Genomic DNA, 26,753 nt, shown 5'->3' with positions numbered 1-26,753 from the left:
CTATGCTGTCGAAACAGGTCCCGCTCGGTATCTATGAAAAAGCGCTCCCCGGCGGGGAGTGCTGGCTGGAACGCTTGCAGCTGGCGAAGGAACTGGGCTTTGATTTTGTCGAAATATCGGTTGATGAGACCGACGATCGCCTGGCGCGTCTTGACTGGCGCCGCGAGCAGCGACTGGCGCTGGTGGCCGCTATCGCCGAGACAGGGATACGCGTACCGTCCATGTGCCTGAGCGCTCATCGTCGTTTCCCGCTTGGCAGTGAAGATGATGCGGTGCGCGAACAGGGGCTGGAGATCATGCGTAAAGCCATTCAGTTTGCGCAGGATATCGGTATTCGCGTTATTCAACTGGCGGGTTACGACGTCTATTACCAGCAGGCCAATAACGAAACGCGTCGTCGGTTTCGCGATGGGCTGAAAGAGAGCGTGGAGATGGCGAGCCGCGCGCAGGTGACGCTGGCGATGGAAATCATGGATTATCCGCTGATGAATTCGATCAGCAAGGCACTGGGTTATGCCCACTATCTCAACAATCCGTGGTTCCAGCTGTATCCCGATATTGGCAATTTGTCGGCGTGGGATAACGACGTGCAGATGGAGCTGCAGGCTGGGATGGGTCATATTGTTGCCGTACACGTGAAGGATACCAAACCCGGTGTATTCAAAAATGTGCCGTTTGGTGAAGGGGTTGTTGAGTTCGAACGTTGTTTTGCGACGCTCAAACAGAGTGGGTACTGCGGACCATACCTGATTGAGATGTGGAGTGAAACGTCGGACGACCCGGCACGTGAAGTCGCGAAGGCGCGCGACTGGGTGAAGGCGCGAATGGCCAGCGCAGGTCTGGTGGAGGCGGTGTAATGCAAAAACTTAAACAGCAGGTTTTTGAGGCCAATATGGATTTGCCGCGCTACGGGCTGGTGACGTTCACCTGGGGGAACGTCAGCGCCATTGACCGCGAGCGCGGTCTGGTGGTGATTAAGCCTAGCGGCGTCGACTACCAAACGATGCAGGTAGATGACATGGTGGTTGTGGATCTGGCCGGCAACGTAGTGGAAGGGCGCTATCGTCCTTCTTCTGATACCGCCACCCATCTGGTGCTGTATCGCCGCTATTCTTCTCTCGGCGGCGTGGTGCACACCCACTCAACCCACGCGACGGCATGGGCGCAGGCGGGTCTGGCAATTCCCTCGTTCGGCACGACGCATGCGGATTACTTCTTTGGCGATATTCCCTGCACCAGGGCGTTAACTGAAGCTGAAGTTCAGGGCGAGTATGAGCTAAATACCGGTAAGGTGATTGTCGAAACGCTGGGGGAGGTGGAACCTTTGCATACGCCTGGCGTAGTGGTGTACCAGCATGGCCCGTTTGCCTGGGGCAAGGATGCTCACGATGCGGTACATAACGCCGTGGTGATGGAGGAAGTGGCAAAAATGGCATGGATTGCGCGTGGCATTAATCCGGCGCTTAGCCCCATCGACAGTTATCTGATGAATAAGCATTTCATGCGTAAGCACGGTCCAAACGCCTATTACGGACAGAAGTAACGACTAAGTCCTGGAGCCCAATCATTCAGGTGATGTTATCGATCTGGCTTCGGGACTTTTTTGCAAAAAAAGCCCCCTGTGAAGGGGGCAAATTAAACTGCAGCAATGTTCTCGTTGGTTATTTCTGGTGCTAGCGGTAAATGTCTGCACTGGCGTGCATATTTCCGTTACTACCGGGTTCCCTGGTGAGGATCACGTGGTAGTAGGTTGCGCCTTGCGCATCGGTCTCTTCATTCAGGGCCTGAGTGGCTTCACTTTCAGTGGCGAAGTTATGATTTATGTAAATGACGCCTAAGCTCTGCACATCGTCCATATTCCTGGCCTGATGATTGTCAATTTTGATGGCTGCCGTTGCATTTGCACTAAGCAAAAGCATAGCCAGAAGGGTCAAAACACGGGCTCGCATATGTACCTCCTCGACTGCGGTCTCTGGTTGCCTCTCTCCTGTGAGTGATTAGCTTCTGATGTAATTTTAACCGTTACCGGCGCAGTCGATAGCGACCATTTCTGATGCAGTTGTTCAAAAAATTACCGCATAGCCATCTTTTCTTTTATTAACAGGCCGCTGGTGTGTACCGCGCGGTGAAAAATACCTGTCTTTCGCGCATAAGCACTTACCAAATAGTCAATTTAATCGGGTGAGTACGCCGTTTATAGTGAGCCGGATAATTAATATAACTTTATGATAATAAGGCAAAAACTTATGGATACTTCATTCATGGATTTCAGCTACTTTGTGATTATGTTTATGGTCGCGCTAGTGGCAGGCTTTATTAACGTGGTGTCGGGCGGCGGTGGTTTTCTCTCGATTGGCGCACTGTTAATTTCTGGTTTACCCCCGGCGAATGCGCTGGCAACCAATAAAATTCAGGCGCTGGGCAGCTCGCTGACCTCCGGGATTTATTTTTTACGCCGGGGGCATATCAACGTGCAGGAGCACAAGTATGTGTTTTTATCTGCCTTTATCGGTTCTGCGATGGGAACGACGCTTATCCAGTTCATTGAACCGGAGCTGCTGAAGAAACTGCTCCCGATCCTGATTATCGCGGTCGCTATCTACTTTATTTTGGCGCCAAATCTCAGCGAACCGAAAAGAAAGCAGCAGGTATCCCTGTTTCTCTTCTCGTTGATCGGCGGGGGATGCATTGGCTTTTATGACGGCTTTCTCGGTGCCGGGGCTGGCTCCTTTTATACCCTCAGCTATATCCTGCTGTGGGGATACAGCATCGATAAGGCGCAAATTCACTCGAATTTTATTAACCTGGCGTCCAACATCGCCTCGATATTGTTCTTCATTTTTGGCGGTAAAATGATCTGGTCGCTGGGGCTGGTGATGTTTGCCGGGCAGTCCCTCGGCGCACGTCTTGGCGCGACGGTCGTACTAACGCGCGGCAAGAAAGTTATCCGACCCATGATTGTCATTGTCTCCATTTGCATCAGCGTCAAAATGCTGCTGGATATGTATTAATGGCGACATGATAAATAATCGTACAATTACCTTGAGTTTAGTGGCAGGCGCCAGTATTATGACGCGTCAATTTTTCAGCCGACCTTTAACACGTTCCTTGCCTCCCCGGGCCTCGGCTGACCCAGACAGGAGGCTGAATAATCCGTAAGGAGCAATTCGATGCGTCATTACGAAATCGTTTTTATGGTCCATCCTGACCAGAGCGAACAGGTTCCGGGTATGATCGAACGCTACACTGCTGCCATCACTGGTGCAGAAGGCACGATCCACCGTCTGGAAGACTGGGGCCGCCGTCAGCTGGCTTACCCGATCAACAAACTGCACAAAGCTCACTACGTTCTGCTGAACGTTGAAGCGCCGCAGGAAGTGATCGATGAGCTGGAAACTACCTTCCGCTTCAACGATGCCGTTATCCGCAGCATGGTTATGCGTACTAAACACGCTGTTACCGAAGCATCTCCGATGGTTAAAGCGAAAGACGAGCGTCGTGAACGTCGCGATGATTTCGCTAACGAAACCGCAGATGATGCTGAAGCTGGGGATTCTGAAGAGTAATTTCTGATGACCAACCGTCTGGCGTTGTCCGGCACCGTGTGCAGGGCTCCCCTTCGAAAGGTCAGTCCATCAGGAATTCCTCATTGCCAGTTCGTGCTTGAGCATCGTTCTGTGCAGGAGGAAGCCGGGTTTCACCGGCAGGCGTGGTGCCAAATGCCCGTTATTATTAGCGGACACGAAAACCAGGCCATTACTCACAGTATAACGGTCGGTAGCGCAGTGACCGTTCAGGGGTTCATCTCTTGCCACAAGGCAAAGAACGGCCTGAGCAAAATGGTTCTGCATGCCGAGCAGATTGAATTGATAGATTCTGGAGACTAGCCATATGGCACGTTATTTCCGTCGTCGCAAGTTCTGCCGTTTCACCGCGGAAGGCGTTCAAGAGATCGACTATAAAGATATCGCTACGCTGAAAAACTACATCACCGAAAGCGGTAAGATTGTCCCAAGCCGTATCACCGGTACCCGTGCAAAATACCAGCGTCAGCTGGCTCGCGCTATCAAACGCGCTCGCTACCTGTCCCTGCTGCCGTACACTGATCGTCATCAGTAATCGGTCACGGTCCATTAATACGACTTTGAGAGGATAAGGTAATGCAAGTTATTCTGCTTGATAAAGTAGCAAACCTGGGTAGCCTGGGTGATCAGGTTAACGTTAAAGCGGGCTATGCTCGTAACTTCCTGGTACCACAGGGTAAAGCTGTTCCTGCTACCAAGAAAAACGTTGAATTTTTCGAAGCGCGTCGCGCTGAGCTGGAAGCTAAACTGGCTGACGTTCTGTCCGCTGCTGAAGCTCGTGCTGAGAAAATCAACGCACTGGAAACCGTAACCATCGCGTCTAAAGCTGGCGACGAAGGTAAACTGTTCGGTTCCATCGGTACTCGCGACATCGCTGACGCTGTAACTGCAGCTGGCGTTGAAGTAGCTAAGAGCGAAGTTCGTCTGCCGAACGGCGTTCTGCGTACCACTGGTGAGCACGAAGTGAGCTTCCAGGTTCACAGCGAAGTGTTTGCTAAGCTGACTGTAAACGTAGTTGCAGAATAAGTTTTTATTCTGATTACCGCGTAAAAGCGCCGGCCTTGTGTCGGCGTTTTGCTTTTCTGTTCCCTCCGCTTTTCGCTCTGGCTATTCTTTATCCTTTTCGGGATAATCATAAAAATAAAACATTATTTTAAAATGGTGATGGAATGGAACCAACGCACCAACCTCTGTTTGCGCGTAAAAATGTTGTCTACCTGAGCGCAGCGTTCTGCTGTCTGCTGTGGGGGAGCGCCTATCCGGCGATCAAAAGCGGATATGAGATCTTCCAGATTGCCACGGATGACATTCCTTCAAAAATTGTCTTTGCCGGCTATCGCTTCCTGTTTGCTGGATTATTGCTGCTATTGCTGGCGTTGGCGCAGCGTAAACCGATTGGCCGGTTAAGCCCGCGTCAGTACGGTCAGCTCACGCTGTTGGGACTTACGCAAACCTCGCTGCAATACATTTTCTTCTATATTGGCCTGGCGTTCACGACGGGGGTGAAGGGGTCGATCATGAACGCGACCGGCACCTTCTTCAGCGTGCTGCTGGCCCATTTTATCTATCAGAACGACAAGCTGAGCTACAACAAAGTGCTGGGCTGTATCCTGGGCTTTACCGGTGTAATGGTGGTGAACTTTAGCAGCGGACTGGATTTTAACTTCAGCCTGTTAGGGGACGGTTCAGTGGTGATGGCGGCCTTTATTCTTTCTGCCGCCACGTTATACGGTAAACGCATTTCTCAGACGGTAGACCCGACGGTAATGACAGGATATCAGTTGGGTGTCGGCGGTCTGGCGCTGGTTATCGGCGGCTACGCTTTTGGTGGCACGCTGACCGTACATGGCGCGTCATCGGTGGCGATTCTGGGCTACCTGACGTTACTCTCTTCGGTCGCTTTTGCGTTGTGGAGTATTCTGCTCAAGCATAACCGCGTGGGGATGATTGCGCCGTTTAACTTCCTGATCCCGGTTTCGGGGGCGGTTCTGTCGGCGATATTCCTCGGCGAAAACATTCTCGAATGGAAATATGCGCTGGCGCTGGTGCTGGTCTGTTCCGGGATCTGGTGGGTGAACAAGGTGAAGCGCTGACGCTTCACCTTGATGTCTGATGCGCTGTGTTTATCAGGTCTACAGGTGTGCTGGTTAACGGGCGCGAATAAAACTGCCGTTAGGTTGTCGAGTAAACAGTACCTGCTGACCATTACCGGTATCAATGGTTAATCCCGTTACCACGCCGTTGGCATTCTGCCTGATTTGTACCATCTGGCCGTCTTTCAGGTTGCTCAGCGGTTTTCCGGCACCTTCAACCTGCGCCATTGCGTATACATCGGTTGGCGGGAGGTTATGGTCACGGAATACCTGCGCCAGCGTTTTGCCCGAGTCTACGCGATAGGAGCGCCACTGCTGCTCAATTCCACTATCCTGTTGGAAAGGTTGCGTCTGCGGCTGAGATTGCTGAGCCTGCGGCTGCGCGTCTGGTTCTCCTTCCTGGATTGGCTCAGGCGCAAGCGGAGCGACCTGGCCCGGATCGTTTTGCGGGGCGACCAACTGTGCCTGCAGTTGAGCTTCGGTCGGCGGCTGCGACTGTGACTGTAAATCCAGCTGGGCAGTACGCGTAACCACAGGGGCATCGCTGGTGTCACTGGAGGGCAGCAGGAAGCCTATCACCAGCACGATAGCAGCAATTATAATGCCGCGTCGGTGCATAGGCGGTAGCGGATCCATAATGCGAAAATTGTCCGGTGCATGCCAGATTTTCGCCAGGGTTGGTTTTAATTCAAAGCGCCCGGGCATGGCTTTCCTCCTGCTCCGCGTCTCGTTCCTCGATCATAGAGTATAGATGGCTAATGCTATGATGTTCGTCATATTACCCGCTTTCGTGACGTCAACGCGGGGTATTCCTATTGTTTATGTTTCCTCGCGATTTGTCATCTGTTCCCGAGACAAAGTTTTACCGGATGCGGCATGGCTGATATGCTGCCCGCTACTTTACATCCGATGAAAGGAAATATGATGGCTAACCCGACTTTTGACACTATCGAAGCGCAAGCAAGCTACGGCATTGGTTTGCAGGTAGGACAACAGCTGAGTGAATCCGGACTGGAAGGACTGTTGCCTGAAGCGCTGGTAGCGGGTATCGCTGACGCGCTGGAAGGTAAGCACCCGGCAGTGCCGGTTGATGTTGTGCATCGCGCACTGCGTGAAATCCACGAACGCGCTGATGCAGTACGTCGCGAGCGTTTCCAGGCTATGGCGGCTGATGGCGTCAAATATCTGGAAGAAAACCGTGAGAAAGACGGTGTGAACAGCACTGAATCCGGTTTGCAGTTCCGTGTTCTGACTCAGGGCGAAGGTGCTATTCCTGCGCGTACTGACCGCGTTCGCGTGCACTACACCGGTAAACTGATCGACGGTACCGTGTTTGACAGCTCTGTCGCACGCGGCGAACCGGCTGAATTCCCGGTTAACGGCGTGATCCCTGGCTGGATTGAAGCGCTGACCCTGATGCCGGTAGGTTCCAAATGGGAACTGACTATTCCTCAGGAACTGGCTTACGGCGAGCGTGGCGCTGGCGCGTCCATTCCTCCGTTCAGCACGCTGGTGTTCGACGTTGAGCTGCTTGAGATCCTGTAAGCAGTGACTTCTGTTCCCTCCGAGGCCGGGGGGAACAAAAAAATAGCGTGAAAAGCTATAGTTACGTGGTTGTCGATATTTTATTTTGCAAATGCCTCGTTAGCGTGTATTTTTGTGAGCTGATTCGCGCTATCAGAGTGATATGACACTCACTTTAAACATTAAATTAACATTATATCTAAATCTTAGTATTCATCCCGCCAATTCTTACCTAATATCGATGAGTCCTGATAATCAGGAACGTCGTATCATAGACACACTAAAGGCCGTAGAGCCTGAACAACACAGACAGGTACAGGAAGAAAAAACATGGTAGATCAGGTAAAAGTCGACGCCGCTGAAGAGGCTTCGTCTGAACAGTCGCTACGGCGCAATCTCACAAACCGTCATATTCAACTTATTGCCATTGGTGGTGCTATTGGTACCGGCCTGTTTATGGGCTCTGGTAAAACCATCAGCCTCGCCGGACCGTCGATCATCTTTGTGTATATGATTATCGGTTTTATGCTGTTTTTCGTGATGCGTGCAATGGGTGAATTGCTGCTCTCGAATCTGGAGTACAAATCTTTTAGTGATTTCGCCTCTGATCTGCTCGGGCCATGGGCCGGGTATTTTACCGGCTGGACTTACTGGTTCTGCTGGGTTGTTACCGGGATGGCAGACGTTGTCGCCATTACGGCGTATGCGCAATTCTGGTTCCCCGAACTTTCAGACTGGGTCGCCTCGCTGGCGGTGATCGTGCTGCTGCTGAGCCTCAACCTTGCCACTGTAAAAATGTTCGGTGAGATGGAGTTCTGGTTTGCGATGATCAAAATCGTCGCCATCATCGGCCTGATTGTCGTTGGTCTGGTGATGGTGCTGACGCACTTCCAGTCGCCAACCGGCGTTCAGGCATCGTTCACGCATCTGTGGAATGACGGTGGCTGGTTCCCGAAAGGTCTGAGCGGCTTCTTTGCTGGCTTCCAGATAGCCGTGTTCGCGTTTGTGGGTATTGAGCTGGTGGGAACGACCGCTGCAGAAACCAAGGACCCGGAGAAATCTCTGCCGCGCGCCATTAACTCGATTCCGATCCGTATCATCATGTTCTACGTTTTTGCGCTGATCGTGATTATGTCCGTAACACCGTGGAGCTCGGTAGTGCCAACCAAGAGCCCATTCGTTGAACTGTTTGTGCTGGTCGGTCTGCCTGCCGCGGCGAGCCTGATCAACTTTGTGGTGCTGACTTCAGCTGCCTCTTCCGCAAATAGTGGCGTGTTCTCTACCAGCCGTATGCTGTTCGGCCTGGCACAGGAAGGCGTAGCGCCTAAAGCGTTTGCCAAACTGTCTAAACGCGCAGTTCCGGCGAAAGGTTTAACCTTCTCCTGTATCTGTCTGCTGGGCGGCGTGGTGATGCTTTACGTGAACCCGAGCGTGATTGGCGCGTTCACCATGATCACCACCGTGTCGGCGATTCTGTTCATGTTCGTCTGGACCATCATTCTTTGCTCGTACCTGGTGTACCGCAAGCAGCGTCCGCACCTGCATGAAAAATCAATCTACAAGATGCCGCTAGGCAAGCTGATGTGCTGGGTATGTATGGCGTTCTTCGTCTTCGTACTGGTACTGCTGACGCTGGAAGATGATACCCGCCAGGCGCTGATCGTGACGCCGCTGTGGTTCATCGCGCTGGGTCTGGGTTGGTTGTTTATCGGTAAGAAACGTATGGCAGGTATGCGTTAATTTTAGTGCCCGGTAGCGCGATGCTTACCGGGCCTGAATTCCGTAGGCCGGATTCGCGTTAGCGCTATCCGGCGATATCTTTACTCCCCGGCGAGAGCTCGCGGGAACAACACATTATTTTCCAGACTGATGTGTTCCATCAAGTCGTCGATCATCTCGTTAATGCCGTTATACATGGCTTTCCAGGTGGTGCAGGCTTCTGGCGGCGGCGTCACGTTATGGGTGATGTGTTTGATCACTTCGACCAGTTCACCGGCATCGTCATGTTCGCTTTCCATCACGCTGATTGGTCCCATCGCCTGGCTACCCATGCCCTGTTTGATCATCGGGAACAGGATCTGCTCTTCTTTCATCATGTGGCTGGACAGCTCTTCATGTAGCATGGTCAGGTTTTTCGCCAGACCGCGTGGTACGTTCGGTTTATCTGCGTGAACGCGTTCAACTTTCGTGGCCTGCAGGATCAGTTCCGGTAGCTGTTCGCGGTGTCTGTCGTGATAACGCACGATGATATGATCGATGATTTCAGCCAGTGCCACGGTACGCCAGTCTTTCTCCAGCGGCTGTTCAGCCAACTGCGCGAGCTGTGCCTCAATAACGTCTAAATCCAGCTCTTTACGCGCAGCAGCGCGTGCCAGCGTTTGCTTACCGCCGCAGCAGTAATCCATATCGTATTTACGAAACAGGGCCGAAGCGCGAGGAATAGAGAGCGCCAGTTCACCTAAAGGTTGATCGCGATAAGACATTGCCGTTACCTCATTCTCAATAATATAAGATGTATTTTAAATGCAACTTATGGCGAAGGATATAACCCTTTCGGGGTGGGGTGTTTTGTGAGGAATGTCACGAAAATTTCTTGTTTCGTTAAGGTGCTGAATCTTATTAGAAAGGAGAGGGGCGGCGAAAAAAGCCGCGCGACAGGATTAAATAAGCGCACGCCGCTGCCGATAGTTAGACCTCAGACAATACCTGCATAATAAAAGGCTACAGATGTTTAAACGAATCAAAGTGATAACCTTACTTATCACCGTGTTACTCGCCTTGGGCGCGATGCAGCTCATCTCCGCGGGCGTCTTTATTGGCGCGCTCAATAACGATAAGCAAAACTTTAACGTCTCTCAGCTTTCCAGCCAGAACGTGGCCGAGTTTACCGATGCGTGGATTAGCCTGAACCAGGCTCGCGTCACGCTCAACCGGGGCATGTTGCGTTTACAGGGAACGATGGCCAGCGAGATTAACGGCGGTCAGTTGAAGGAACTGGTGAACACGGCAAATCGCCTGTTGGCCGAATCGAAAGAGCATTACGATAAATACTACGCCCTGCCGGAAACGCCGGGGCTTGATGAACATCTGGCCGATCGACTGGAAGAGCAGTACGGCATCTATTCTGCGACGCTGGCTAAAATGAACGCGCTGCTGGCTGAAGGTAAGCTGGAAGAGATGTTCAAGCAGAATGCCGAGCAAAAGCAAACGGCCATGCAGGAAGTCTATCGGGAATGGCGTAGCGCGCAAACGGCGCTGGCCACTGCTGGAGTACAGGACAATGAGAGTGATTACCAGAAGATAATCTGGCTGCTGTCTGCCGTGATGCTGATTGTCGTCACCGTGATTATCGCCAGCTGGCTGGCGATGCAGCGAGTGCTGCTCAAGCCTCTCCACGAAGTGATGGGACATATTCGCCACATTGCTGCGGGTGATTTGACGCACAGCATCAACGCCGATGGCAGCAATGAGATGGCGCTGCTGGCAGTCAACGTTCGCGACATGCAGCAGGCGCTGGCGAACACAGTCAGCGTGGTGCGTGACGGGGCTGACACCATCTATACCGGCGCAGGTGAAATTGCCGCCGGCAGTAACGATCTCTCTTCACGTACCGAGCAGCAGGCCGCCTCTCTGGAAGAGACTGCTGCCAGCATGGAACAACTCACTGCTACCGTGAAACAGAACGCGGATAACGCGCGTCAGGCGACCAGTCTGGCAAAAAATGCCTCACAGACGGCGCAAAAAGGCGGAACCGTGGTTGATGGCGTAGTGCGTACGATGGATGAAACCGCCACCAGTTCCAGCAAAATCGCGCAAATTACCAATGTTATCGACGGCATTGCCTTCCAGACCAATATTCTGGCGCTGAACGCGGCAGTAGAAGCGGCGCGTGCGGGCGAGCAGGGGCGCGGGTTTGCCGTGGTCGCTGGCGAGGTCCGTACACTGGCGCAGCGTAGTGCTCAGGCGGCGAAAGAGATTAAGGCGCTGATTGATGACTCGGGGAATCGGGTGAATGCCGGTACGGCGCTGGTGCATGAAGCGGGTGAAACGATGGCGGAAATTGTTAGCGCCGTGACCCGTGTGACCGACATCATGGGCGAGATAGCCTCGGCTTCTGATGAACAGAGCCGGGGTATCGATCAGGTAGGTCAGGCGGTTGCCGAGATGGATCGCGTGACGCAGCAAAACGCCTCGCTGGTGGAGGAGTCCGCTTCCGCCGCCGCCGCGCTCGAAGAGCAGGCAGCACGACTGAATCAGACCGTAGCGGTGTTTAAAGTTTAACGTCTACTCCGGCCTACAAAATAATATCTTGTAGGTCGGATTAGCGCAGCGCCGTCTGGGCCATTATGATTGTGGAACCACGACGACGCTTGGTTTCTGTGGTTTGGCTCTGACGGCTATCACCACCCCAACAATCAGCAGCGCAATGCCGCTTACCGTCAGCAGCGGTGGAAATTCCTGGCGCAGGATAAAGGTGTACAACAGGCCAGCCAGCGTTTCGAAGACAATCAGCGGGCCGAGGATCACCGTCGGCAATTTTTGGCTGGCGACGTTCCAGCACAGTGCGCCAACCCACGAACATAATACCGCAATCGCTATCATCAGGCCGATAAACACGCCCGGACGCGGGCCGAAGGGCAGGGCAAAGTCCGGCGTTTGTCCGTTCAGCCACAGGCAGGCTGCAATATAACCGAGCAGAGAAACAGGCAACGTTACCAGTGCCTGGGCCGTCGCCCACATCATCGGGTGCTTATCTGGATTCTCGCGCAGCCAGCGGGCATTACGCAGCGCATACCACGCCCAACACACTACCGAGATCAGCGCCAGCGCGATTCCAGAACCATAACGCCAGCCGCTAAAGTCGGGTAAGCCTTGATTCAGCTCCGAGATATTCACGCACAGCAGACCGATACCAATCAGCACCAGCGCAGGCGACAGACGCCACCATGATAATTTGCCGTCGCGCTGGCTGTAGAGCAGGTTAGCGAAGACCGGGATCACAACCGGCAATGTACCAATAATCATCGTTGAAACCGGCGCGCCAGTGCGCTGGATGGCGCTTGCCAGGCAAACGTAATAAATCAGATTACCCATCATCGTTAGCGCCAGCGCAGTGACCCAGTCTTTGCGCGTCAACTGACGCAAGCGCACACGCCCCAGCCAGGCAATCGGCAATGCTATTAGCCCCAGCGCCAGATAGCGCCCCATCGACTGCAATACCGCCGGGTATTCCGGTACGATCAGCGGCCCAACAAAAATTAATCCCCACATCAGCCCAGCCAGCAGGGCATACAACACGCCGCTAATCATTTTTGACATCCACATCGCTTAACAATAAGTCGAGTGTAGGCAGGAAAAATGCAGCCGTATTGTATGAGATTGCTGTTCAACGCCGGACGACTTGTTTCTGATAACGTACCGGCGTAATACCGTAGCGATGGGTAAACGCGCGGGTGAGATGCGACTGGTCGGTGAGGCCGGTTGCGGCAGCGACCTCCGCGGCGGGCATTCCGTGAGTGAGAAAACCTTTGGCTCGCCACAGGCGGATAGCCATCAGCATCTGGTGCGGCGTGACGTGGAAATGAGATTTAAACTGGCGCTGAAAATGCCAGGGACTCAGCGCTGCAACCCGCGCCAGTTCGTCGAGCGTGACCGGGTGCATATAATTATCGTGCAAATACTCGCGTACCCGCTCAAAGCGATGCGCTCCCTCCGGTAATACCGGCGCATGGCGGGCCAGCGGCTGGAACGTGTCGATCAGATCGAGTAATAGCCCTTTTTGCGCCAGCGGATCCTCAGTGTTCCACAGGCCATGGATCAGCGAGCAGATCTGGCGCGAGCGTAGCGGATCGTGACGCGTTACGTCATGAAACCACCAGTGGCGAATCCCGGTGACTTCTTCCAGGAGATCGGGCTCAAGATAGATCATCCGATAGCGCCAGCCGTCGGCGGTTTCCGCTTCGCCGGTATGTAGCTCATCGGGATTCATGGTGACGACAGAATGGGCGGGGGCCACGTACTGCGTGCCGCGATAGCGAAAACGTTCGGCTCCGGCTTCTATCGCGCCAATACCAAACGCTTCATGGGTGTGGGGTTCAAAGGCGTAACGCGAGATGTGCGCATGATACAGCTCAACGCCCGGCACCTGTGCCAGATGGCGAAAGCGGGCGCTGTCTTTCTCATCAATAAACTGCTCAGGTACACCTTGCACGTCTTCTCTCCCCACGCATCATCATGTCATTATCAGAGAGGATGCGTGGGGATGCCACCACAATTAACTAATTTTTAACACTTACACGATGCCTTTGACGCTGTCTGCCAGCGACGTGGTTGGGCGACCAATCAGTTTGCTCAGCGTATGGCTGTCGTCGAAGAGGCCACCTTTAGAGGCACCGACGTCTGAGTCAGCCAGCATGTCCGCCAGTCCGGCAGGCAGACCAACACCTTTCAGCGCGGCGGCAAAATCAGCTTCGCTCAGGTTTTGATACACCACTTTTTTACCGCTCTGTTTTGCCAGTTCGGCCGCCAGCTGGCTCAGGGTCCAGCCTGCGTCGCCCGCCAGTTCATAGATTTTACCGGCATGACCGTCTTCACTGATGACGCGCGCGGCGGCAGCGGCATAGTCGGCACGGGTCGCCGAGGCGATTTTGCCTTCTCCCGCCGCCCCAATAAACACGCCGTGTTCCAGCGCGGCTGGTGCGCTGGCGAGATAGTTTTCGGTGTACCAACCGTTACGCAGCAGCGCGTACGCGATACCGGATTCAGCCAGCATCTTCTCGGTTGCGACATGCTCATCAGCCAGCCCCAGCGGGGAGCGATCGGCGTGCAGCAGGCTGGTGTAGGCGATAAATTTCACGTGGGCCGCTTTCGCCGCGTTAATCACGTTGCGATGCTGCGGGGCACGTTGTCCCACTTCGCTGGAGGAGATTAGCAGTAACTTGTCTATCCCCTGTAAGGCCGTGGTAAAGGCAGCTTCATCACTGTAATCAGCCTGACGAACGGTAATGCCCTGCTGGCTAAGCGCCGTCGCTTTAGCAGGATTACGCACAATAGCCACAATCTGGCCGGCAGGAACGGTTTTCAGTAGCGTTTCAATAACGTGTTGGCCCAGTTGGCCAGTGGCACCAGTAATCGCGATCATAGGATAACTCCTTTGGTATTGGTCTTGTGTTTAATCACATTAACACCTAAACTTACTTTTAGTAAGTACGTACAAAAAGGTTAGTATGAAAATGACAGCTTTGACGCTCTCCCAGCAATTACGTGATGGCAACTTGTTTGCCGAGCAGTGTCCCTCCCGCGAGGTGTTAAAACACGTCACCAGCCGCTGGGGTGTATTGATTCTGGTGGCGCTGCGCGACGGTACGCACCGCTTCAGCGATTTGCGCCGTAAGATGGGCGGCGTCAGTGAAAAAATGCTGGCGCAATCCCTGCAGGCGTTAGAACAGGACGGGTTTATCAATCGGGTGTCATATCCGGTGGTACCGCCGCATGTGGAGTATAGCCTGACACCGTTGGGTGAGCAGGTGAGCGAAAAAGTCGCAGCGCTGGCGGACTGGATAGAGGTGAATTTGCCGCAGGTTTTGGCAAATCATACCGTTAAGAACGAAGACGTCCCGGCATCAGCGTAAACGACCCGGTCGGGCTTGCCGGATGGCGCAGCGCCACCCGGCGTGATCTTACTTACTCAAATCCAATTGATAAATGGCGAAGCCGATGTCATCGGTAGCGACTTTCTTCAGTGGATACTGGCCTTTCTCTTTGATAAACGCAGCGGCTTTATCAGACGGTGATGTTTCAAAGCGAATATCCAGTTGTGTCTCGCTGTGAATCGGCGCCAGACGCCAGTTGTTATCTGCCGCTGGGTGAATTTCGCCTGCGCTCTTTGTCTGGGAACCTATCCATGCTGCCAGCACCGAGCGGTTTTCATCTGGTGATGCAAACGCGATGTGGCTGTCGCCGGTCCCGGCAAACTTACCGCCGTAGGCGCGGTAGTTGTTGGTCGCGACGAGGAAGGTTGCGTTCGGATCGATCGGTTTGCCGTTAAAGGTCAGATTTTTAATACGCTCCGCTTGCGGGTTAATCGTCTGGCATTCACCGTCATAGCGAGCGGGTTGTGAAACATCAATCTGATAATTCACGCCGTCAATCACGTCGAAGTTATAGGTACGGAAGCCATCCCAGTTAATTAACGACTGTGGTTTGCTGCTGTGGATATCAATCTGATTAAACTGCCCGGCGGAACATTCCAGCCACTCTTTCACCTCTTTACCGCTGGCTTTCACCACGACCAGGGTATTGGGATAGAGATACAAATCAGCGGCGTTACGGAAGGTAAGCTGACCTTTTTCGACTTCGACAAAGCTGGCCGGATCGTTCTTGCGTCCACCGACTTTAAACGGTGCAGCGGCGGAAAGTACCGGTAGTTTCGCCAGGTCCGGATCGCCCTGGATAAAATGTTCCACATAGGCTTTCTGCGCGTTATTCACCACCTGCACGGTCGGGTCGTCCTGAACCAGCGCCAGATAGCTGTACATGTTGTCGGCAGATTTACCGATTGGCTTGCTGACAAATTCACGCGTGGCATCGTGATCGGCTTTTAGGATCTCAACGATTTTTTGGTCTTCGCCAGCCAGTGATTTTTTGGCCGCGGCGTCATAAATCGGGCGCGCCTGCGCTTTCCCCTGCGTAACCTGCCATTTACCGCTGTCGTTATTCAGCACTAAATCCACCACGCCCAGGTGATCGCCCCACATGCCCGGCATCACCGCAGGAACGCCATTGAGCGTACCTGTAGTGATATCTGCGCCTTTGATGTTGGCAAAGTCTTTCCCCGGGAAAACGGCGTGAGCGTGACCAAACATAATGGCATCCACGCCCGGAACTTCACTGAGGTAGTAAACGGAGTTTTCCACCATCGCCTGGTATGGGTCGGTAGAAAGCCCGGAGTGAGCAACCACCACCACGACATCGGCACCTTTGGCTCGCATTTCCGGCACGTATTTACGTGCGGTTTCCGTAATGTCATTCACGGTCACTTTGCCGCTGAGGTTGGCTTTATCCCAGGTCATGATCTGCGGCGGCACAAAACCGATATAGCCAATTTTCAGCGTCTGCTTGTTTCCTTCCTGATCGACAACCTCAGTCTCTTTGATCAGATAAGGAGTAAACAGCGGCTTTTTGGTCTTAACGTCGATGATATTGGCGTTAACGTAAGGGAACTTCGCCCCGGCTAGCGCGTTGTGCAGATACTCAAGACCGTAGTTAAATTCATGGTTGCCAAGGTTACCCACTGCGTAATCCAGCGTATTCAGTGCCTTATATACCGGATGCGTTTCGCCCGCTTTCAGCCCCTTGGCCGCCATATAATCCCCGAGCGGGCTGCCCTGAATCAGATCACCGTTATCAACCAGCACGCTGTTTTTGACTTCACCACGTGCTGCGTTGATCAGGCTTGCCGTACGAACCAGGCCAAATTTTTCAGTCGGCGTATCTTTGTAATAATCGAAATCCATAATATTGCTATGTAAATCAGTGGTTTCCATTATACGCAGATCGACGGTCGCGGCATTGACGCTGGCTGCAATCAGCGTGGCCAGAAACGTTGCACTAAACTTAATCATCAGGGGCATCCTTTTAAGATCTAAGCCACAAAAGAAAATGTATATAAATCTTCTTGCTTACAGAACTGTGAATCATGACATGAATATAGCGTTTAAAACCGCAGACGCTATCACAGTTGGCGGATCCTTTGGCGATCGGGTATAAGTAAAACAACGAGTTAACACCACGACAGAAACGAGGTGGAGAATGTTAGAACATGTATGCCAGCTTGCACGGAATGCGGGCGATGCCATTATGCAGGTCTACGATGGAATCAAACCGATGGAGATTACCAGCAAGCAGGACGATTCTCCGGTCACGGCGGCGGATATCGCCGCGCATACGGTGATCCTCGAAGGATTACTGGCGCTGACGCCGGATATTCCGGTCCTGTCTGAAGAAGCGCCTCCTGGCTGGGATGTTCGCCAGCACTGGCAGCGCTACTGGCTGGTAGACCCGCTGGACGGTACCAAAGAGTTCATTAAGCGTAACGGTGAATTCACCGTCAATATTGCGCTTATCGAGCAAGGAAAGCCGGTACTGGGCGTGGTTTACGCGCCGGTGATGAAAGTGATGTACAGCGCGGCAGAAGGTAAAGCGTGGAAAGAAGAGTGCGGCGTGCGCAAACAAATCCATGTTCGTGACGCGCGTCCGCCGTTGGTGGTGATTAGCCGCTCGCATGCTGACAATGAGTTAAAAGAGTATCTGCAACAGTTGGGTGAGCACCAGACCACGTCGATTGGCTCATCGCTGAAGTTCTGCCTGGTGGCGGAAGGGCAGGCACAGCTGTACCCACGTTTTGGGCCAACTAACGTATGGGACACTGCCGCTGGCCACGCCGTTGCTGCCGCAGCCGGGGCGCACGTTCACGACTGGCAGGGGAAATCTCTGGATTACACCCCACGTGAATCATTCCTCAACCCCGGCTTCCGCGTCGCTATTTACTGAGTAATTTGTGCAGCAGGGCAATAACCTGCTGCACCTCTTCCTGCGTCAACGCACCATCTTTTGCCCACTGAACGCGTCCGTCCTTATCAAGTACGGCGATAGCGGAGCTCTCTTCATCCAGTTGCCAGGCTTTACGTGCAATGCCATTGCTGTCGACAATAAATTGTGACCACGGGTAGAGCTTCTTATTGCTCTCCAGACTGCTGCGCACAAACATACCGGAGCCAGGAATGGCGTCATCGGTGTTGACGATCGTGGTGGTCTGGTATTTGTCGTGCGGCAGGTTGGCCGCCTTGATTGCCTCGATCAGCGTAGCATTTTTCTCTTTGGCGGAGGTGCGTCCGGCAATGTGTTGCACAATTCGCACTTTCCCTGGCAGCTGCGCGCTATTCCAGCTTTTGTAGCTAAACTTATCGTTATCGAGAATCAGTTCGCCGCGATCGGCGATCCCCACCGGCGGTACGCGCTGGTTGGTCTCAAACGAATGCGCACCGGCAATCATCGGCAGCAGCAGGCACGACAGCGCCAGCAGTTTTTGTAAGGTCATAGGTTTTCCTTCTTTCTTTATTTTGCAGGTGATCCGACCACTTGGGTCTGGAATTTAATCATATGTGCGATTGATGCTTTTTCCCGCAAGCGCGATGCCAGTTTGCGGACGGGCGCACAAATCCTGCGAAAAATGAAGGCTTATACTGAAGACAGCGAAGCGTTGAAAAGATAATTCTGAATATTTGTAACCTGAAGGTAAATAAACTTATACACGCTGGAAACATGAGCGAGATAGTCTATAGTCATAGGGCATTAAAATTTGCGCCTGAGGATTGTCGGACCGATTGTGGTACCGCAAAGGCGTAATGCTCAGCAGGAGACAACAATGAAAATTTTCCAACGATACAACCCGCTGCAGGTGGCGAAGTACGTGAAGATCCTGTTTCGTGGACGGTTATATATCAAGGATGTAGGCGCTTTTGAATTTGATAAGGGTAAGATTCTTATCCCAAAAGTGAAGGACAAACTGCATTTTTCCGTGATGTCCGAAGTTAACCGTCAGGTCTTGCGTCTGCAAACTGAGATGGCTTGATCAAAGTGCTATGCGGTAGTTAAAAAAACGGCTCCTGGATGGGAGCCGTTGATGTTTCTGCAGGACGTTAAGACGCCTTTGCCTCTTCTTTTGCATCCGGCAGTTTCGGTACCAGTACGGTAGGTTTACTGTCCAGACGCGTCACCAGCAGTTGATCGATCTTGTAGTTATCGATATCCACCACTTCAAATTTGTAGCCTGAATACTTCACCGAGTCGGTGCGTTTCGGGATTTTACGCAGCATGAACATCATAAAGCCGCCGATGGTTTCATAGTTGCCGGACTGCGGGAACTCATCGATATCCAGGACGCGCATAACGTCATCAATCGGCGTACCGCCATCGACTAACCATGAGTTTTCATCGCGCGCCACGATCTGCTCTTCCAGACCCTGACCGACTAAATCGCCCATCAGCGTAGTCATAACGTCGTTGAGCGTGATAATCCCCACCACCAGCGCGTATTCGTTCATGATGACGGCAAAGTCTTCGCCTGCGGTTTTGAAGCTTTCCAGCGCTTCAGAGAGCGTCAGCGTATCCGGCACAATCAGCGTATTGCGGATCTGTACGCCACTGTTCAGCGCCATGCTTTGGTTCGCCAGTACGCGGTTGAGGAGATCCTTGGAATCGACATAGCCAATGATGTGGTCGATATCTTCGTTACACACCAGGAATTTGGAGTGTGGATGTTCCGCCACCTTGTTCTTCAGGCTTTGCTCATCTTCGTGGAGATCGAACCAGATAATATTCTCGCGCGAGGTCATGGAAGACGGTACGGTACGGGATTCCAGTTCGAACACATTTTCAATCAGCTCATGTTCCTGCTTACGCAGAACCCCTGCTAACGCACCTGCTTCGACCACGGCGTAAATATCGTCCGAGGTGATGTCGTCTTTACGCACCATCGGGATCTTAAACAGACGGAAGATGTTATTTGCCAGACCGTTAAAGAACCACACCAGCGGGCGGAAGACGAGCAGGCAGAAGCGCATCGGGTTGATGATACGCAAAGCCACAGCTTCTGGCGCAATCATACCGATGCGTTTCGGAGTTAAATCCGCGAACAGGATGAACAGGCCAGTAACCAGCGAGAACGACAGAATAAAGCTTAACTGTTCGGACAGCTCTGGAGTGAAGTACTTCGAGAAAAGGCTGTAAAACGCCGGGGAGAATGCCGCATCACCGACAATACCACCGAGAATTGCGACCGCGTTAAGGCCAATTTGCACGACGGTAAAAAACATGCCGGGGTTTTCCTGCATCTTCAAAACACGTTGTGCGTTTACGTTGCCTTCATCGGCAAGCAGTTTAAGTTTTATTTTGCGTGATGCAGCAAGCGAGATCTCGGATATCGAGAAAAACGCACTCACGGCGATCAGGCAGAGAATGACTAAAATACTGTTTAACATATCTTATCCGACCGTTAAGGCCAGATCCTCGGAAGGGATAAATTGATAAATCCGTGTGAAATACACATTGAAAACCGGTCCGAAGGGAGTGGACCGGCAATTTCAGGAGCTAGTATAGCGTAAGGTACTGTAAAGCCGCCAGAGGGTGGCGATTATCCTTGTGGCGGCAGACAAACGCCAATCCCGCCAATGCCACAGTACCCATAAGGATTTTTATGCAGATACTGCTGGTGATCGTCCTCGGCATAGTAAAACGGGGTTGCGGTAGTGATTTCCGTTGTAATGGTGCGCTCGTCGCCAGCGGCGGTCATTGCTGCCTGAAAACGCTCAAGGCTTGCCCGTGCCGCGACGGTTTGCTCCGGCGTTAACGGGTAAATGGCGGAGCGATACTGCGTCCCCTGGTCGTTCCCCTGACGCATGCCCTGCGCCGGGTCGTGATTTTCCCAGAACACCTGCAGCAGTTGCTCGTAGCTGATAACATGCGGATCATAGACGACGCGCACCGCTTCGGCGTGTCCGGTATCGCCGGAACACACTTCCCGATAGGTTGGGTTAGGGGTGTAGCCGCCGGTATATCCAGCCGCTGTGCTGTATACCCCGGGTAATGACCAGAATAAACGTTCAACGCCCCAGAAACATCCCATGGCGAAAAAGGCTATCTCCATACCGTCGGGCACGTTGGTCATCGAATGTTGGTTAACCGCATGCAGCGTTGCCACTGGCATCGGGGTGTTGCGTCCAGGTAGGGCATCTGCTTGAGTAACAAGATGCTTTCTATCAAATAAACTCATGGCCGTTCTCCCGAAATCAGTCATTTGGGTTAAGGTTGTAACGAGACGCGTCTTTGCCCACAATAAACGGCGTGAATACGTCTAGAGTTAAACATAAGAAATATTTGGGTTGTCGTCTGTTTTTCAACTCTTATTGTTGATTTTTTGTTAAGCCGAGGAACGGCATAGTATTTTTTTCCAGGGGTGGGAAAAAAGGATATTCAGGAGAAAATGTGCCACATATCCGTCAGTTATGTTGGGTGGGATTACTGTGCTTAAGTGGCTCCGCCGCCGCAGCGAATGTTCGCTTACAGGTCGAGGGATTATCAGGACCGCTGGAGAAAAACGTCCGTGCGCAGCTATCCACGATTCAAAGTGATGAAGTCACTCCAGACCGACGCTTTCGTGCGCGCGTTGATGATGCCATCCGCGAAGGGCTAAAAGCGCTGGGCTACTTTGAGCCAACCATTGATTTTGAGCTGCGTCCGCCGCCGGCGAAAGGACGCCAGGTGCTGATTGCCAAAGTGACCCCTGGTGAGCCGGTGCTGATTGGCGGCACCGAAGTGATTCTGCGCGGTGGCGCACGTACGGATAAAGATTACCTGGATCTGCTGAAAACGCGACCGGCAATCGGCACCGTGCTGAATCAGGGGGACTATGATAACTTCAAAAAATCACTCACCAGCGTAGCGCTGCGCAAAGGCTATTTCGACAGTGAATTTAATAAAAGCCAGCTTGGGATAGCGCTCGAACGCCGCCAGGCATTCTGGGATATCGATTACAACAGCGGTGAACGCTATCGCTTTGGCCATGTCACTTTTGAAGGCTCGCAAATTCGCGATGAGTACCTGCAAAATCTGGTGCCCTTTAAAGAGGGTGAAGAGTACGAGTCGAAAGATTTGGGCGAACTGAACCGTCGTCTGTCGGCGACCGGATGGTTTAATTCCGTGGTCGTCGCACCGGAATTTGATAAAGCCCGTGAAACCAAAGTGCTGCCGCTGAAAGGTGTGGTGTCGCCGCGAACAGAAAACACCATCGAAACCGGGGTCGGTTACTCAACTGACGTCGGTCCACGGGTGAAGACCTCGTGGAAAAAGCCGTGGATGAACTCCTATGGCCACAGCCTGACCACCAGCGCCAGCATCTCTGCGCCAGAGCAGGTTCTTGATTTCAGTTATAAAATGCCGCTATTAAAGAACCCGCTGGAACAGTATTACCTGGTGCAGGGGGGCTTTAAGCGTACCGATTTAAACGATACCGAGCAGGACTCCACTACGCTTGCGGTTTCCCGCTACTGGGATCTCTCCAGCGGCTGGCAGCGCGCGATTAACCTGCGCTGGAGCCTCGACCACTTTACCCAGGGTAACGTCACTAACACCACCATGCTGCTCTATCCGGGCGTGATGATCAGCCGGACGCGCTCGCGCGGCGGTCTGATGCCAGTCTGGGGCGACTCCCAACGTTATTCTATCGATTACTCCAACACGGCCTGGGGTTCAGACGTTGATTTCTCCGTCTTCCAGGCGCAAAACGTCTGGATCCGCACGCTGTACGATCGTCATCGCTTTGTGATGCGCGGCAACCTCGGCTGGATCGAAACCGGGGACTTCGACAAAGTACCGCCGGATCTGCGTTTCTTCGCCGGGGGCGATCGCAGCATTCGCGGCTACAAATACAAATCTATTTCGCCTGAAGGCAGCGACGGCAAGCTGAAAGGGGCCTCGAAGCTGGCGACCGGCTCGCTGGAATATCAGTACAACGTGACCGGAAAATGGTGGGGCGCGATGTTTGTCGATAGCGGCGAAGCGGTCAGCGATATCCGCAGAAGCGATTTCAAAACCGGTGCCGGGGTCGGCGTACGCTGGCAATCGCCAGTGGGACCCATCAAGCTCGACTTTGCTGTCCCTGTGGGCGACAAAGATGAACATGGTTTACAGTTTTACATCGGTCTGGGGCCTGAATTATGAGTTTATGGAAGAAGATAAGCCTCGGCGTGCTGATTTTTATCCTGCTGTTGTTAGGCACGGTGGCGTTCCTCGTCGGCACCACTTCGGGCCTGCATCTGATCTTCAACGCGGCGAATCGTTGGGTTCCGGGGCTGGAGATTGGTCAGGTCACCGGCGGCTGGCGGGATTTATCGCTCAAAAATATTCGTTATGACCAACCTGGCGTGGCGGTGAATGCTGGCGAAGTGCATCTGGCCGTGGGGCTTAACTGCCTGTGGGACAGCAGCCTGTGCGTCAACGATCTGTCGCTGAAAAATATCAACGTGGCGATCGACAGCAAAAAGATGCCGCCATCAGCGCCGGTTGAAGAGGAAGAGAGCGGTCCGCTTAACCTTTCCACACCTTACCCAATCACGCTTTCGCGCGTGGCGCTGAACAACATCAATATCAAAATCGATGACACCACGGTTTCGGTGCTGGAATTTACCTCCGGCCTGAACTGGCAGGAAAAAACGCTGACCCTGAAGCCAACGTCATTACAGGGGCTGCTGATTGCCCTGCCTAAAGTGGCGGAAGTGGCGCAGGAAGAGGTTGTCGAACCAAAGATTCAAAATCCGCAACCGGATGAAAAACCGCTCGGCGAAACGCTAAAAGATCTGTTCTCAAAGCCGGTGCTGCCGGAAATGACCGATGTCCATCTGCCGCTCAATCTCAACATTGAAGCGTTTCGCGGCGAGCAGCTGCGCGTGACCGGGGATACGGATTTAACGGTACATAACATGCTGCTGAAAGTGAGCAGCATTGACGGCAACATGAAACTCGATGCACTGGATATCGACTCGAATCAGGGGACGGTAAAAGCCAGCGGCACGGCGCAACTGACCGACACGTGGCCGGTCGATATTACGTTAAACAGCACGCTCAACGTCGATCCGTTAAAAGGCGAAAAGGTGAAGCTGAAGGTCGGCGGCGCGCTGCGTGAACAGCTGGAAGTCGGCGTAAATCTGTCTGGTCCGGTGGATATGGATCTGCGGGCGCAGGCGCGTCTGGCGGAAGCCGGATTGCCGCTCAACCTTGAGGTGGTGAGTAAGCAGGTTTACTGGCCGTTTACTGGCGACAAGCAGTTCCAGGCTGATGACATCAAGCTCAAACTGACCGGTAAGATGACCGACTATACGCTGTCGATGCGTACCGCTGTGAAAGGGCAGGATATTCCTCCGGCTACCATCACGCTGGACGCCAAAGGCAACGAACAGCAGATCAATCTCGACAAACTCAGCGTTGCGGCGCTGGAAGGGAAAACTGAGCTGAAAGCGCTGGTGGACTGGCAGCAGGCGATCAGCTGGCGCGGGCAGCTAACGCTGGATGGCATCAACACGGCGAAAGCGATCCCGGAGTGGCCATCAAAACTGAATGGCCTGGTGAAAACTCGCGGCAGTCTGTACGGCGGAAGCTGGCAGATGGAGGTGCCCGAGCTGAAGCTGACCGGCAACGTGAAGCAGAACAAGGTTAATGTGCACGGCTCGCTGAAGGGTAACAGCTACCTGCAGTGGACGATCCCGGGCCTGCATCTGGAACTGGGACGCAACAGCGCGGATGTGAAAGGGGAACTGGGGGTCAAAGACCTCAATCTCGACGCGACGATTGATGCCCCGAGCCTGGATAACGCGCTGCCGGGACTGGGCGGTACGGCGAAAGGGCTGGTAAAAGTTCGCGGTACGGTTGAAGCGCCACAGCTGCTGGCGGATATCACCGCCCGGGGTCTGCGCTGGCAGGAGCTGTCCGTCGCTCAGGTGCGCGTCGAAGGCGACGTGAAATCGGCAGAGCAAATCGCTGGTAATCTCAACGTTCGCGTAGAGCGGATTGTACAGCCTGACGTGAATATTGGCCTGGTGACGCTCAATGCCAAAGGTAGCGAAAAGCAGCATGAGCTGCAGCTGCGCATTCAGGGGGAACCGGTCTCCGGGCAGCTCTCCCTGGCAGGTAGCTTTGATCGCCAAGAGCAGCGCTGGAAAGGTGCGTTAAGCGATACCCGCTTCCAGACGCCGGTCGGTCCGTGGTCCCTTAACCGCCCTGTCGCGCTGGATTATCGCAATCAGGAACAGAAAATCAGCATTGGGCCGCACTGCTGGAACAACCCGAATGCGGAACTGTGCGTACCGCAAACCATTGATGCCGGTGCACAAGGACGCGCGGTGGTGAACCTTAACCGCTTTGACCTGGCGATGCTAAAACCGTTTATGCCGGATACAACCCAGGCCAGCGGTGTTTTCACTGGCAAAGCAGATGTGAGCTGGGACACCACCAAAGAGGGGCTGCCGCAGGGGCAGGTTACGCTGAGCGGACGTAACGTGAAGGTCACGCAAAGCGTGAACGATGCGCCGCTCCCTGTGGCGTTTGAAACGCTGAATCTGACCGCCGACCTGCACAATAACCGTGCCGAGCTGGGCTGGCTGATTCGCCTGACCAACAACGGGCAGTTTGACGGCCAGGTGCAGGTGACGGATCCGCAAGGACGCCGCAGTCTCGGCGGCAACGTCAACATCCGCAACTTCAATCTGGCGATGGTGAACCCCATTTTCTCACGCGGTGAAAAAGCGGCAGGGGTGATCAACGCCAACCTACGCCTGGGCGGTGATGTGCAAAGCCCGCAACTGCTCGGACAGCTGCAGCTGAGCGGTCTGGATATCGACGGCAACTTTATGCCGTTTGACATGCAGCCAAGCCAGTTAGCCGTTAACTTCACCGGAACACGCTCAACGCTGGCGGGCGTGGTGCGTACGCAGCAGGGCGAAATTAACCTGAGCGGCGATGCCGACTGGAGTCAGATAGACAACTGGCGGGCGCGCGTTGCGGCTAAAGGCAGCAGGGTTCGTATTACCGTGCCGCCGATGGTCCGCCTGGACGTATCGCCGGACGTGGTCTTTGAAGCCACGCCGAGCCTGTTTACCCTCGATGGCAACGTGGATGTGCCGTGGGCGCGTATCGTGGTACACGACCTGCCGGAGAGCGCGGTAGGGGTTTCCAGCGATATGGTCATGCTTAACAACAATCTGCAACCGGAGAAACCGCAGACAGCAGGTATTCCGATCAACAGCAACCTGAACATCCATGTCGGTAACAACGTGCGTATTGACGCCTTTGGTCTGAAAGCGCGTCTGACGGGCGATCTGAAAGTGGTGCAGGATAAGCAGGGGCTGGGGCTGAACGGACAAATTAATATTCCGAGCGGGCGTTTCCATGCCTATGGTCAGGATCTGATCGTACGTAAGGGCGAGCTGTTGTTCTCCGGTCCGCCTGATCAGCCGTTACTCAACATCGAAGCAATTCGTAACCCGGAAGCCACCGAAGACGACGTGATCGCCGGGGTTCGCGTCACGGGCACCGCCGATGAACCGAAGGCGGAGATCTTCTCCGACCCGGCGATGTCGCAGCAAATGGCGCTTTCCTACCTGCTACGCGGACAAGGACTGGATAGCGAACAGAGCGACAGCGCGGCAATGACTTCAATGCTTATTGGTCTGGGGGTTGCACAAAGTGGTCAGGTTGTGGGTAAAATCGGGGAGACATTTGGCGTAAGCAATCTGGCACTGGACACACAAGGGGTGGGTGATTCATCTCAGGTGGTTGTCAGCGGATACGTACTGCCAGGTCTGCAGGTGAAATATGGTGTGGGTATATTTGACTCCTTAGCGACACTCACGCTACGTTATCGTCTGATGCCTAAGCTATATCTGGAAGCAGTGTCTGGCGTAGATCAGGCACTTGATTTGCTCTATCAGTTCGAGTTTTAGCA

General features: G+C 53.5%; 26 protein-coding genes. 16 read left to right on the top strand and 10 right to left on the bottom strand.

Annotated features, from left to right (window positions below):
* The first annotated feature begins 2 nt into the window (after positions 1–2).
* Complete coding sequence (locus HV345_RS21025; RefSeq protein WP_016151429.1) at positions 3–857, top strand: L-ribulose-5-phosphate 3-epimerase; 855 nt, start codon at positions 3–5, stop codon at positions 855–857.
* Positions 857–1,543 carry an L-ribulose-5-phosphate 4-epimerase gene (locus tag HV345_RS21020; RefSeq protein WP_047358892.1) on the top strand — a complete coding sequence of 229 codons (687 nt, stop codon included), beginning with the start codon at positions 857–859 and terminating at the stop codon, positions 1,541–1,543. Before HV345_RS21025 ends, HV345_RS21020 begins: the two co-directional genes overlap by 1 nt.
* A 130-nt stretch (positions 1,544–1,673) precedes the next feature.
* On the opposite strand, the gene yjfY is transcribed toward HV345_RS21020, so the two are convergent.
* A complete protein-coding gene (gene yjfY / locus HV345_RS21015; protein ID WP_016155520.1) occupies positions 1,674–1,949 on the bottom strand; it encodes a DUF1471 family protein YjfY in 276 nt (91 codons plus the stop codon).
* Between the two features lie 297 nt (positions 1,950–2,246).
* Here yjfY and HV345_RS21010 point away from each other — a divergent pair, with 297 nt between their 5' ends.
* The 6 genes from HV345_RS21010 to HV345_RS20985 all read left to right on the top strand — a co-directional run bounded on the left by HV345_RS21010 (position 2,247) and on the right by HV345_RS20985 (position 5,677).
* A complete protein-coding gene (locus tag HV345_RS21010) occupies positions 2,247–3,011 on the top strand; it encodes a TSUP family transporter (protein WP_101700308.1) in 765 nt (254 codons plus the stop codon).
* Between the two features lie 159 nt (positions 3,012–3,170).
* Complete coding sequence (rpsF, locus tag HV345_RS21005) at positions 3,171–3,566, top strand: 30S ribosomal protein S6 (RefSeq protein WP_016151433.1); 396 nt, start codon at positions 3,171–3,173, stop codon at positions 3,564–3,566.
* A gap of 6 nt (positions 3,567–3,572) precedes the next feature.
* Positions 3,573–3,887 carry a primosomal replication protein N gene (gene priB, locus HV345_RS21000; protein WP_003025674.1) on the top strand — a complete coding sequence of 105 codons (315 nt, stop codon included), beginning with the start codon at positions 3,573–3,575 and terminating at the stop codon, positions 3,885–3,887.
* Positions 3,888–3,891: 4 nt separating this feature from the next.
* A complete protein-coding gene (gene rpsR / locus HV345_RS20995; RefSeq protein WP_000135199.1) occupies positions 3,892–4,119 on the top strand; it encodes a 30S ribosomal protein S18 in 228 nt (75 codons plus the stop codon).
* Between the two features lie 41 nt (positions 4,120–4,160).
* On the top strand, positions 4,161–4,610 hold the full coding sequence (rplI, locus tag HV345_RS20990) for a 50S ribosomal protein L9 (protein WP_003025676.1): 450 nt from the start codon (positions 4,161–4,163) through the stop codon (positions 4,608–4,610).
* Between the two features lie 143 nt (positions 4,611–4,753).
* The gene (locus tag HV345_RS20985; RefSeq protein WP_181636020.1) at positions 4,754–5,677 is read left to right on the top strand and encodes a DMT family transporter; all 924 of its coding nucleotides are present in this window, start codon (positions 4,754–4,756) and stop codon (positions 5,675–5,677) included.
* 54 nt (positions 5,678–5,731) lie between these two features.
* On the opposite strand, the gene HV345_RS20980 is transcribed toward HV345_RS20985, so the two are convergent.
* Positions 5,732–6,382: a LysM-like peptidoglycan-binding domain-containing protein gene (locus HV345_RS20980; protein WP_016151435.1), complete on the bottom strand. Its 651-nt coding sequence runs from the start codon at positions 6,380–6,382 to the stop codon at positions 5,732–5,734.
* 219 nt (positions 6,383–6,601) lie between these two features.
* Between HV345_RS20980 and fklB the strand changes: the two genes are divergently transcribed.
* Together fklB and cycA are read left to right on the top strand one after the other, a co-directional pair.
* Positions 6,602–7,222: an FKBP-type peptidyl-prolyl cis-trans isomerase gene (fklB, locus tag HV345_RS20975; protein ID WP_029139741.1), complete on the top strand. Its 621-nt coding sequence runs from the start codon at positions 6,602–6,604 to the stop codon at positions 7,220–7,222.
* Positions 7,223–7,531: 309 nt separating this feature from the next.
* Positions 7,532–8,941 (top strand): D-serine/D-alanine/glycine transporter, encoded by a 1,410-nt coding sequence (gene cycA, locus HV345_RS20970; RefSeq protein WP_016151437.1) that lies wholly within the window; start codon positions 7,532–7,534, stop codon positions 8,939–8,941.
* An 80-nt stretch (positions 8,942–9,021) separates the two neighbouring features.
* Here the strand turns inward: cycA and ytfE are convergent, their stop codons facing one another.
* Positions 9,022–9,684, bottom strand: coding sequence for an iron-sulfur cluster repair protein YtfE (gene ytfE / locus HV345_RS20965; RefSeq protein ID WP_003025690.1), 663 nt, complete (start codon positions 9,682–9,684; stop codon positions 9,022–9,024).
* A 244-nt stretch (positions 9,685–9,928) separates the two neighbouring features.
* Between ytfE and HV345_RS20960 the strand changes: the two genes are divergently transcribed.
* Complete coding sequence (locus HV345_RS20960) at positions 9,929–11,482, top strand: methyl-accepting chemotaxis protein (RefSeq protein ID WP_181636019.1); 1,554 nt, start codon at positions 9,929–9,931, stop codon at positions 11,480–11,482.
* Positions 11,483–11,545: 63 nt separating this feature from the next.
* Here HV345_RS20960 and HV345_RS20955 read toward each other — a convergent pair whose 3' ends face one another.
* The 3 genes from HV345_RS20955 to HV345_RS20945 form a co-directional block, all read right to left on the bottom strand.
* Complete coding sequence (locus HV345_RS20955) at positions 11,546–12,511, bottom strand: DMT family transporter (RefSeq protein WP_049283043.1); 966 nt, start codon at positions 12,509–12,511, stop codon at positions 11,546–11,548.
* A gap of 76 nt (positions 12,512–12,587) precedes the next feature.
* Positions 12,588–13,412 carry an AraC family transcriptional regulator gene (locus tag HV345_RS20950; RefSeq protein ID WP_016155523.1) on the bottom strand — a complete coding sequence of 275 codons (825 nt, stop codon included), beginning with the start codon at positions 13,410–13,412 and terminating at the stop codon, positions 12,588–12,590.
* A gap of 81 nt (positions 13,413–13,493) precedes the next feature.
* A complete protein-coding gene (locus tag HV345_RS20945; RefSeq protein WP_181636018.1) occupies positions 13,494–14,342 on the bottom strand; it encodes an SDR family oxidoreductase in 849 nt (282 codons plus the stop codon).
* Between the two features lie 85 nt (positions 14,343–14,427).
* Here HV345_RS20945 and HV345_RS20940 point away from each other — a divergent pair, with 85 nt between their 5' ends.
* Entirely contained in the window at positions 14,428–14,832 is a 405-nt protein-coding gene (locus HV345_RS20940) for a helix-turn-helix domain-containing protein (protein WP_016151443.1), read from the top strand.
* A gap of 48 nt (positions 14,833–14,880) precedes the next feature.
* On the opposite strand, the gene cpdB is transcribed toward HV345_RS20940, so the two are convergent.
* Positions 14,881–16,824, bottom strand: a complete 1,944-nt coding sequence (gene cpdB / locus HV345_RS20935) for a 2',3'-cyclic-nucleotide 2'-phosphodiesterase (protein WP_181636017.1) — start codon at positions 16,822–16,824, stop codon at positions 14,881–14,883.
* 187 nt (positions 16,825–17,011) lie between these two features.
* On the opposite strand from cpdB, the gene cysQ reads away from it, so the two are divergent.
* Positions 17,012–17,752 carry a 3'(2'),5'-bisphosphate nucleotidase CysQ gene (cysQ, locus tag HV345_RS20930; RefSeq protein WP_016151445.1) on the top strand — a complete coding sequence of 247 codons (741 nt, stop codon included), beginning with the start codon at positions 17,012–17,014 and terminating at the stop codon, positions 17,750–17,752.
* Here cysQ and HV345_RS20925 read toward each other — a convergent pair.
* Positions 17,742–18,299, bottom strand: coding sequence for a YtfJ family protein (locus HV345_RS20925; protein ID WP_047358569.1), 558 nt, complete (start codon positions 18,297–18,299; stop codon positions 17,742–17,744). The two genes, cysQ and HV345_RS20925, sit on opposite strands and share 11 nt — an antisense overlap.
* A gap of 327 nt (positions 18,300–18,626) precedes the next feature.
* On the opposite strand from HV345_RS20925, the gene HV345_RS20920 reads away from it, so the two are divergent.
* Complete coding sequence (locus HV345_RS20920) at positions 18,627–18,833, top strand: DUF1107 domain-containing protein (RefSeq protein ID WP_003025710.1); 207 nt, start codon at positions 18,627–18,629, stop codon at positions 18,831–18,833.
* Positions 18,834–18,900: 67 nt separating this feature from the next.
* On the opposite strand, the gene HV345_RS20915 is transcribed toward HV345_RS20920, so the two are convergent.
* Positions 18,901–20,241: a hemolysin family protein gene (locus HV345_RS20915; RefSeq protein WP_003830418.1), complete on the bottom strand. Its 1,341-nt coding sequence runs from the start codon at positions 20,239–20,241 to the stop codon at positions 18,901–18,903.
* A 152-nt stretch (positions 20,242–20,393) separates the two neighbouring features.
* The gene (gene msrA, locus HV345_RS20910; protein WP_016155527.1) at positions 20,394–21,032 is read right to left on the bottom strand and encodes a peptide-methionine (S)-S-oxide reductase MsrA; all 639 of its coding nucleotides are present in this window, start codon (positions 21,030–21,032) and stop codon (positions 20,394–20,396) included.
* A 212-nt stretch (positions 21,033–21,244) separates the two neighbouring features.
* On the opposite strand from msrA, the gene tamA reads away from it, so the two are divergent.
* Complete coding sequence (gene tamA, locus HV345_RS20905; RefSeq protein WP_016155528.1) at positions 21,245–22,978, top strand: autotransporter assembly complex protein TamA; 1,734 nt, start codon at positions 21,245–21,247, stop codon at positions 22,976–22,978.
* Positions 22,975–26,751 (top strand): autotransporter assembly complex protein TamB, encoded by a 3,777-nt coding sequence (gene tamB / locus HV345_RS20900; RefSeq protein WP_181636016.1) that lies wholly within the window; start codon positions 22,975–22,977, stop codon positions 26,749–26,751. Before tamA ends, tamB begins: the two co-directional genes overlap by 4 nt.
* Positions 26,752–26,753 lie beyond the last annotated feature (2 nt).

This window comes from Citrobacter sp. RHBSTW-00986 (assembly GCF_013783065.1).
Taxonomy (GTDB): Bacteria; Pseudomonadota; Gammaproteobacteria; order Enterobacterales; family Enterobacteriaceae; genus Citrobacter; species Citrobacter braakii.
The sequence above is the reverse complement of the archived record's forward strand: the minus strand, read 5'-3'. Positions and strand labels throughout refer to the sequence as shown.

Excerpts from the sequence above, each read along its gene's own strand:
- HV345_RS21025 (WP_016151429.1), top strand. The coding sequence starts at position 3 with ATGCTGTCGAAACAGGTCCCGCTCGGTATCTATGAAAAAGCGCTCCCC.
- HV345_RS21020 (WP_047358892.1), top strand. The coding sequence starts at position 857 with ATGCAAAAACTTAAACAGCAGGTTTTTGAGGCCAATATGGATTTGCCG.
- yjfY (WP_016155520.1), bottom strand. The coding sequence starts at position 1,949 with ATGCGAGCCCGTGTTTTGACCCTTCTGGCTATGCTTTTGCTTAGTGCA.
- HV345_RS21010 (WP_101700308.1), top strand. The coding sequence starts at position 2,247 with ATGGATACTTCATTCATGGATTTCAGCTACTTTGTGATTATGTTTATG.
- rpsF (WP_016151433.1), top strand. The coding sequence starts at position 3,171 with ATGCGTCATTACGAAATCGTTTTTATGGTCCATCCTGACCAGAGCGAA.
- priB (WP_003025674.1), top strand. The coding sequence starts at position 3,573 with ATGACCAACCGTCTGGCGTTGTCCGGCACCGTGTGCAGGGCTCCCCTT.
- rpsR (WP_000135199.1), top strand. The coding sequence starts at position 3,892 with ATGGCACGTTATTTCCGTCGTCGCAAGTTCTGCCGTTTCACCGCGGAA.
- rplI (WP_003025676.1), top strand. The coding sequence starts at position 4,161 with ATGCAAGTTATTCTGCTTGATAAAGTAGCAAACCTGGGTAGCCTGGGT.
- HV345_RS20985 (WP_181636020.1), top strand. The coding sequence starts at position 4,754 with ATGGAACCAACGCACCAACCTCTGTTTGCGCGTAAAAATGTTGTCTAC.
- HV345_RS20980 (WP_016151435.1), bottom strand. The coding sequence starts at position 6,382 with ATGCCCGGGCGCTTTGAATTAAAACCAACCCTGGCGAAAATCTGGCAT.
- fklB (WP_029139741.1), top strand. The coding sequence starts at position 6,602 with ATGGCTAACCCGACTTTTGACACTATCGAAGCGCAAGCAAGCTACGGC.
- cycA (WP_016151437.1), top strand. The coding sequence starts at position 7,532 with ATGGTAGATCAGGTAAAAGTCGACGCCGCTGAAGAGGCTTCGTCTGAA.
- ytfE (WP_003025690.1), bottom strand. The coding sequence starts at position 9,684 with ATGTCTTATCGCGATCAACCTTTAGGTGAACTGGCGCTCTCTATTCCT.
- HV345_RS20960 (WP_181636019.1), top strand. The coding sequence starts at position 9,929 with ATGTTTAAACGAATCAAAGTGATAACCTTACTTATCACCGTGTTACTC.
- HV345_RS20955 (WP_049283043.1), bottom strand. The coding sequence starts at position 12,511 with ATGATTAGCGGCGTGTTGTATGCCCTGCTGGCTGGGCTGATGTGGGGA.
- HV345_RS20945 (WP_181636018.1), bottom strand. The coding sequence starts at position 14,342 with ATGATCGCGATTACTGGTGCCACTGGCCAACTGGGCCAACACGTTATT.
- HV345_RS20940 (WP_016151443.1), top strand. The coding sequence starts at position 14,428 with ATGAAAATGACAGCTTTGACGCTCTCCCAGCAATTACGTGATGGCAAC.
- cpdB (WP_181636017.1), bottom strand. The coding sequence starts at position 16,824 with ATGATTAAGTTTAGTGCAACGTTTCTGGCCACGCTGATTGCAGCCAGC.
- cysQ (WP_016151445.1), top strand. The coding sequence starts at position 17,012 with ATGTTAGAACATGTATGCCAGCTTGCACGGAATGCGGGCGATGCCATT.
- HV345_RS20925 (WP_047358569.1), bottom strand. The coding sequence starts at position 18,299 with ATGACCTTACAAAAACTGCTGGCGCTGTCGTGCCTGCTGCTGCCGATG.
- HV345_RS20920 (WP_003025710.1), top strand. The coding sequence starts at position 18,627 with ATGAAAATTTTCCAACGATACAACCCGCTGCAGGTGGCGAAGTACGTG.
- HV345_RS20915 (WP_003830418.1), bottom strand. The coding sequence starts at position 20,241 with ATGTTAAACAGTATTTTAGTCATTCTCTGCCTGATCGCCGTGAGTGCG.
- msrA (WP_016155527.1), bottom strand. The coding sequence starts at position 21,032 with ATGAGTTTATTTGATAGAAAGCATCTTGTTACTCAAGCAGATGCCCTA.
- tamB (WP_181636016.1), top strand. The coding sequence starts at position 22,975 with ATGAGTTTATGGAAGAAGATAAGCCTCGGCGTGCTGATTTTTATCCTG.